Raw genomic sequence first — 4,957 nt, 5'->3', positions numbered from 1 at the left:
CCACCCGCGCGACGCTAGAAGGGCGAGCTACGCTCGCGTCAAATTTAAACTGCGGACTACGTCCGCGCTGTATTTTCTATTACGGCTACGCCGCATGAAATTTCAGCGAAAAGCCAAGTTACAAATCCCGTGGCGAAATTCTACGTTAAAAGCACCCGCGCTTAAAAAACCTCGGCGAAGGCATAGATGAAATGAGCGAATTCTGTATCATTCGCGCTCGCGTCTGAAGCGAAAAGACCTTCTAGCCTAAGCCTAAAGCGATACGACCTTTGAGCCGAAACCACCTTCTGCGGGCGTGCCGTCGCGAAACCCCTTGACACTTGGGTGCGATTTTAAAAACTCCTTGACCGCGAACGCGAGCTTGCCCGTGCCGATGCCGTGTTTTACGATGATCTCATCAAAGCCCATCACGAGGCTTTGGCTGATGAATTTATCAAGCCTGCCGATCGCTTCCTCGGCGCGCAGGCCGTGCAGATCGAGCACGAGCGACGCAGAGGCGGGCTTTTGCACCTTGATGCTGATGTTTTTTACGGGCGCGGGTACCGCACCGCTGCGCTTTAGCTCGCTAAGCGGCACGCGCAGCCTGATGCCGTCGCTTAGCATCAGCGCCTGGGTTTTGCTAAGCGATAAAATTTCGCCCTTGATCTTGCCGTATTTGACGCGATCACCCACCTTGAAGCTTTGCGGCTCGGGCGTGCTGAGCTCCGGCTGCTGCACGGCCCGTGCGAGCTCGTTTGCGCGGTTTATGGCGCGCTGCTTTTCGCGCACATCGCTTAGGCTCACGCTGCGTTTGGCCTCCGAAATGGCGCGGTAGTATTCGTTTTGCAGCCTTGAAAGCTCCGCCTTCAGCTCGCTTTGCGCGCGCTCGCGCTGATCTTTCAGCGCCTCGCTTAGCGCGTCTAATTTCTCCTCTTTTTGCTGCGTTTGGGCTAGTTTTTGCTTTAGCTCAAGTTCTAAATTTATCGCTTTTGAGATCGCTTCGTTTAGGTTCTCTTTGTTTTCGCCGTAGTTTTTGCGCGCCGCGGCGATCAAATTTTGCGCTATGCCGTAGCGCAGCGCGGTTTCAAAGGCGTAGGATTTGCCGATCGTGCCCTTTAAAAACTCATATTTCGGCGCGCTGTTTTTCTCGTCGTAAAGCGCCGCCAGTAGCTCCACGCGCGGATCTTTCGCAAGCAGCATCGCCAGGCGCTTGTGATGCGTGGTGATGATCATCTTCACGTCGCCGCTTATCAGCTGCTCGATCATCGCGCCGTATAGGCTCGCAGCCTCCTCAAAATCAGTACCCAGCTCGATCTCATCGACGCCGATTAAAATTTCTTTGCGCCCGAACAGTTTGCTAAAGGCAACCATCCTGCCCGCGAAGGTCGAGATATCGTTTTTGGAGTTTTGCGGATCCTCCATTATGAGCTCGAACTCCTTAAAGGTGCCGATGCGGCTGAGGCTTGCGCGAATAGGCATTGGAAGGAGGTATTTGGCTAACAGCGCCGCGCTTAGAATGCTTTTTAAAAGCATCGATTTTCCGCCCGCATTCACGCCGGTGATGAGTAGAATTTTGCCGCTAAATTCTACGCTCACGCGCTTTGGATTTTTAAGCGCGGGGTGGGCGAAGCTGTCTAGGACGATGTCGCGCGAGGGCTCAGGCAAGACGAACTCATAATCGCTTGCTCTTGCCATCGCGGCGCGCGCAATCAGCGCATCGATCGCGTCGAAAGCGGCGTTTATAAATTTCAGAAAGGCTAAATTCTTATTAAAAACCGCGCTGATCTGCTTGCAGTGCTCGAAAACGATCTGCTCTTTTTTGTCCAAAATCGCGCTTTGAGCGGATTTCAGAGCCGCGATCGCGTCTGGAAGCACGTAAAAATAGCCTCCGCTTGAGCGCGCTACGACGCTGCCTTTTAGCACGTGGTTGAAGCCGCCGCGCACCAGCAGAGCCTCGGTGTCGCTTATGTAGTGGATCTGCGTATCGGCGAGATAGGGCGAAAGGGCTTTGGAATAGATCAGCCTTTTTAGCGTCTGCTCGATCTCGCCCTTTTTTATCTTAAACGCCTCGTTCAGCGCGCCGAAGCGCTCGTCTATCGCGTCGCGAAAGCCGCCCTGATCGTCAAAATAATCCTTTAATTGCGCGATGGGCGCAGGAATTTCGATCTTTGCAAGCCAAGCGGCGAGTTTGCCCTCAAAAGGCTGCTTTTTTAGATACAAAAAATATCGGACGATCTTGCTAAACTCGTAAATTTCGCTGATATGAAGCACGCCGTGCTTTGAGATGCGCATCAGCGCATCGTCTAGGTTCGCGACGCTCTCGCACTGCGCGAGATCAAATTTCGTAAGCTCCGAAATTTTTTCAAAATTTAGCTTGCTATCGCCGCTTAAAAACAGCGGCTTTTCGCGCGCCAAAAAGCTTTTAAATTTCGCTAGATACTCGCTCAAATCGAGGCGCGTAAAGAGCTCGTCACTGATCATAAACGCACTCTTTGATTTTATAAGTTTTGCCCCTAAACTCCGCGCCCGCGCTCTTTTTGGCGATGAAAGCGCCCAGCGAAAAGGAGTAGGTGAAGCTCTCTCGCGTTACGATCTGCACAGAGCCTAGCTCTTTGTCTGCGGCAAAATTTTGAGTAGCTTTAGAATTCTGTGCGGAGCTTTGTAGATTGGAGTTTTGCGTGTCGTCTCGTTGCGCGGAATTTTGTGAGGCGGAGCTTCGCATACCTCCTTGGTTCGCGGAATTTTGCGGCGTGAGGCTCTGCGTATCGCCTTGCTGCGTAGAATTTTGCGAAGTAGGGCTTTGTGCGGAATTTTGCCCGTCCGAGACGGCGCCGTTTATTTGCGCGGCTGAAGCCTGCTCGTTCGTTTGAGCGGCGGAGCTTTGCGTGGCGGAAGCGGTCTTGTCCTGCGCGTTTAAATTTACTTCGCCGGTTTGCACGCCCAAATTTTTCGCATCCGCGCCGCGTGTTTCGGGAGAGGAATTTGCCGCGTCGCGTGTTTCAGAAGCGAAATTTATCGCGCCGCCGCATCTTAATCTGGCGCCTGCGTTAAATTTAAAAACCATCTCCTCCTCAAGCTTGGCGGATCGCTCGCTCGCGCTTTCGTAAAGATACGCCCCCGCGCACAGCAGCACGATCAGCGCTGTAGCGATGATTTTAGCCCTTTTGCTTAAAATTTCGTCCCGCACGAAAAAGATCGCCGCGATAAATAAAAATGCGAAAATAAACACCAAAAATCTCAAATTTTATCCTTGCCCGTCCGCAGCGGAGTTCGTTTCATAAATTCGGCGAGAGTTTTCAATCCTAAAATTCTCCGCGCAACTGATAGGTGATGTCGCCTGCGCCAAATCCGATCACGAGCCCATCGTTTATGATGTGACGGACGCCGAAAATATCGCTAAATTCTATCTTTTCGCCGTTTCTAAAAACCCGCTCGGTAAATAGCGCGCCCAGTCCCTTAAACTCCTCTTTCAGATCGATGCCGTTACTAGGCTCGCCAGCGGCGTAAACGGGCAGCACCACTAGCTCTTCTACACCCGCAAAGCACTCTTTGAAAGCATTTAAATTTGCCTTAAGCCTGCTGAAGCGGTGCGGCTGAAAGATCGCCGTGATCTTGCTAAGCCCTAGCAAGCTAGCGTATTCGCGCGCGCTTTGCAGCGTCGCTCTGATCTCGGTGGGGTGGTGGCCGTAGTCGTCGATCAGCACGAAGTTTGGGGTGGCGCACAGGATGTCGAAGCGCTTTTTTATGCCTTTGTAATTTAGTAAATTTTTACGGATCTGCTCTAGCCCCGTCTCGCACGCCGCGGCTAGGATCGCTAGCGACGCATCTATGGCGATGTGCCTTCCTAGCCCGTAAACCTCGAAGCGCCCGAGCTCTTTAAGATTAAAGCTCATAAACGGCTGATGATCGCGTAGCAGCACCTTTAGATCCGTTATATCGCGCGAAGGAAAGAGCTTGATACAGCCGAGCTTGATGGAGCTTAAAAACTCATCCTCGGCGTTTATCACGCGGATCTTGGCGCGCTCCAAAAAGCCGCGATACGCCGCGTGAAATTTATCCAAATCGTTGTCGTAATGATCCATATGCTCGGGCTCTGCGTTGGTCACGACCGCAACGTAGGGGTTGGAATTTAAAAAGCTAGAATCGCTCTCGTCGGCTTCAAAGATGATGTTTTCGCTATTTTCATATTTCATATTCGAGCCGAACTGCTTGGAGATCGCGCCGATGATAACCGAGCCGTCTATTAGCGCCGAGGTTATCGCGCTCGTCGTACTTTTGCCGTGCGCGCCGGCGACTGCGAAGACGCGCTTGTCTTTTAGCACGAAGGGCAGGGCTTCCTTGCGCGAGAGGCAGACGATCCCCTTTTTGCGTGCGGCTTGCAGCTCGACATTGTCCTCTTTGATCGCGGCGGAGTAGATGACGATCTCCTGATCTTTTATCGCCGAAGCGTCGTGCGGCGTGATGATCTCCATGCCGTCCGCTCTTAGCTTGTAGGTTGTCTCGCTCTCTTTGATATCAGAGCCTGAGATGATAAAATTTTTCTCGTGTAAAAATCTCGCTAATGCCGATATCCCTATGCCGCCGATGCCGATAAAATGAACCTTTTTCACCTTTCTCCTTAAATATTATAATAGATAATTACGTTTAAATTTTTAAATCCCGCGTCGGCGAAATTTAAAAATTTAAACCATTCCGCGCCTTGAAATTCGCCTTTAATTTTACGAGCTCGCTGCGTCGCGCAACCCCGTATCGCTACTTTTAAATCCGCTTTTAAAATTTAGCGATCTAAATTTACCTTTAGAATTTCGCCTTTTAAAATTTTTACGCGTCAAACGCCGTTAAAACCTCTCGGCGAGCGAGAAGCCGTTTGCTGCTGTGCCTACCGCATCGTATCGCGCACCGAAGCCGCGTAAATTTCGGTAAATTTCATCGCGTTCATCGCGCGCCTACTATTTAAATTTACGCCTCAAATTTCGCC

Annotated in this window: 3 protein-coding genes; all 3 read right to left on the bottom strand. The window is 51.4% G+C overall.

Going from position 1 to position 4,957, the window contains the following annotated elements; genetic code table 11:
- Positions 1-252: 252 nt before the first annotated feature.
- On the bottom strand, positions 253-2,460 hold the full coding sequence (locus tag Q0174_RS06820; protein WP_298042728.1) for an endonuclease MutS2: 2,208 nt from the start codon (positions 2,458-2,460) through the stop codon (positions 253-255).
- Positions 2,450-3,220, bottom strand: a complete 771-nt coding sequence (locus Q0174_RS06815; protein WP_298042726.1) for a hypothetical protein — start codon at positions 3,218-3,220, stop codon at positions 2,450-2,452. Before Q0174_RS06815 ends, Q0174_RS06820 begins: the two co-directional genes overlap by 11 nt.
- Positions 3,221-3,281: 61 nt before the next feature.
- A complete protein-coding gene (gene murC / locus Q0174_RS06810) occupies positions 3,282-4,589 on the bottom strand; it encodes a UDP-N-acetylmuramate--L-alanine ligase (RefSeq protein WP_298042724.1) in 1,308 nt (435 codons plus the stop codon).
- Between the last annotated feature and the right edge of the window lie 368 nt (positions 4,590-4,957).

Origin of the sequence: uncultured Campylobacter sp. (assembly GCF_937996225.1) — a bacterium.
GTDB lineage: Bacteria > Campylobacterota > Campylobacteria > Campylobacterales > Campylobacteraceae > Campylobacter_B.
This window is presented reverse-complemented; position numbering and strand designations above follow the sequence as displayed.

Coding starts and splice junctions, on each gene's coding strand:
- Q0174_RS06820 (WP_298042728.1), bottom strand. CDS start 2,460: ATGATCAGTGACGAGCTCTTTACGCGCCTCGATTTGAGCGAGTATCTA.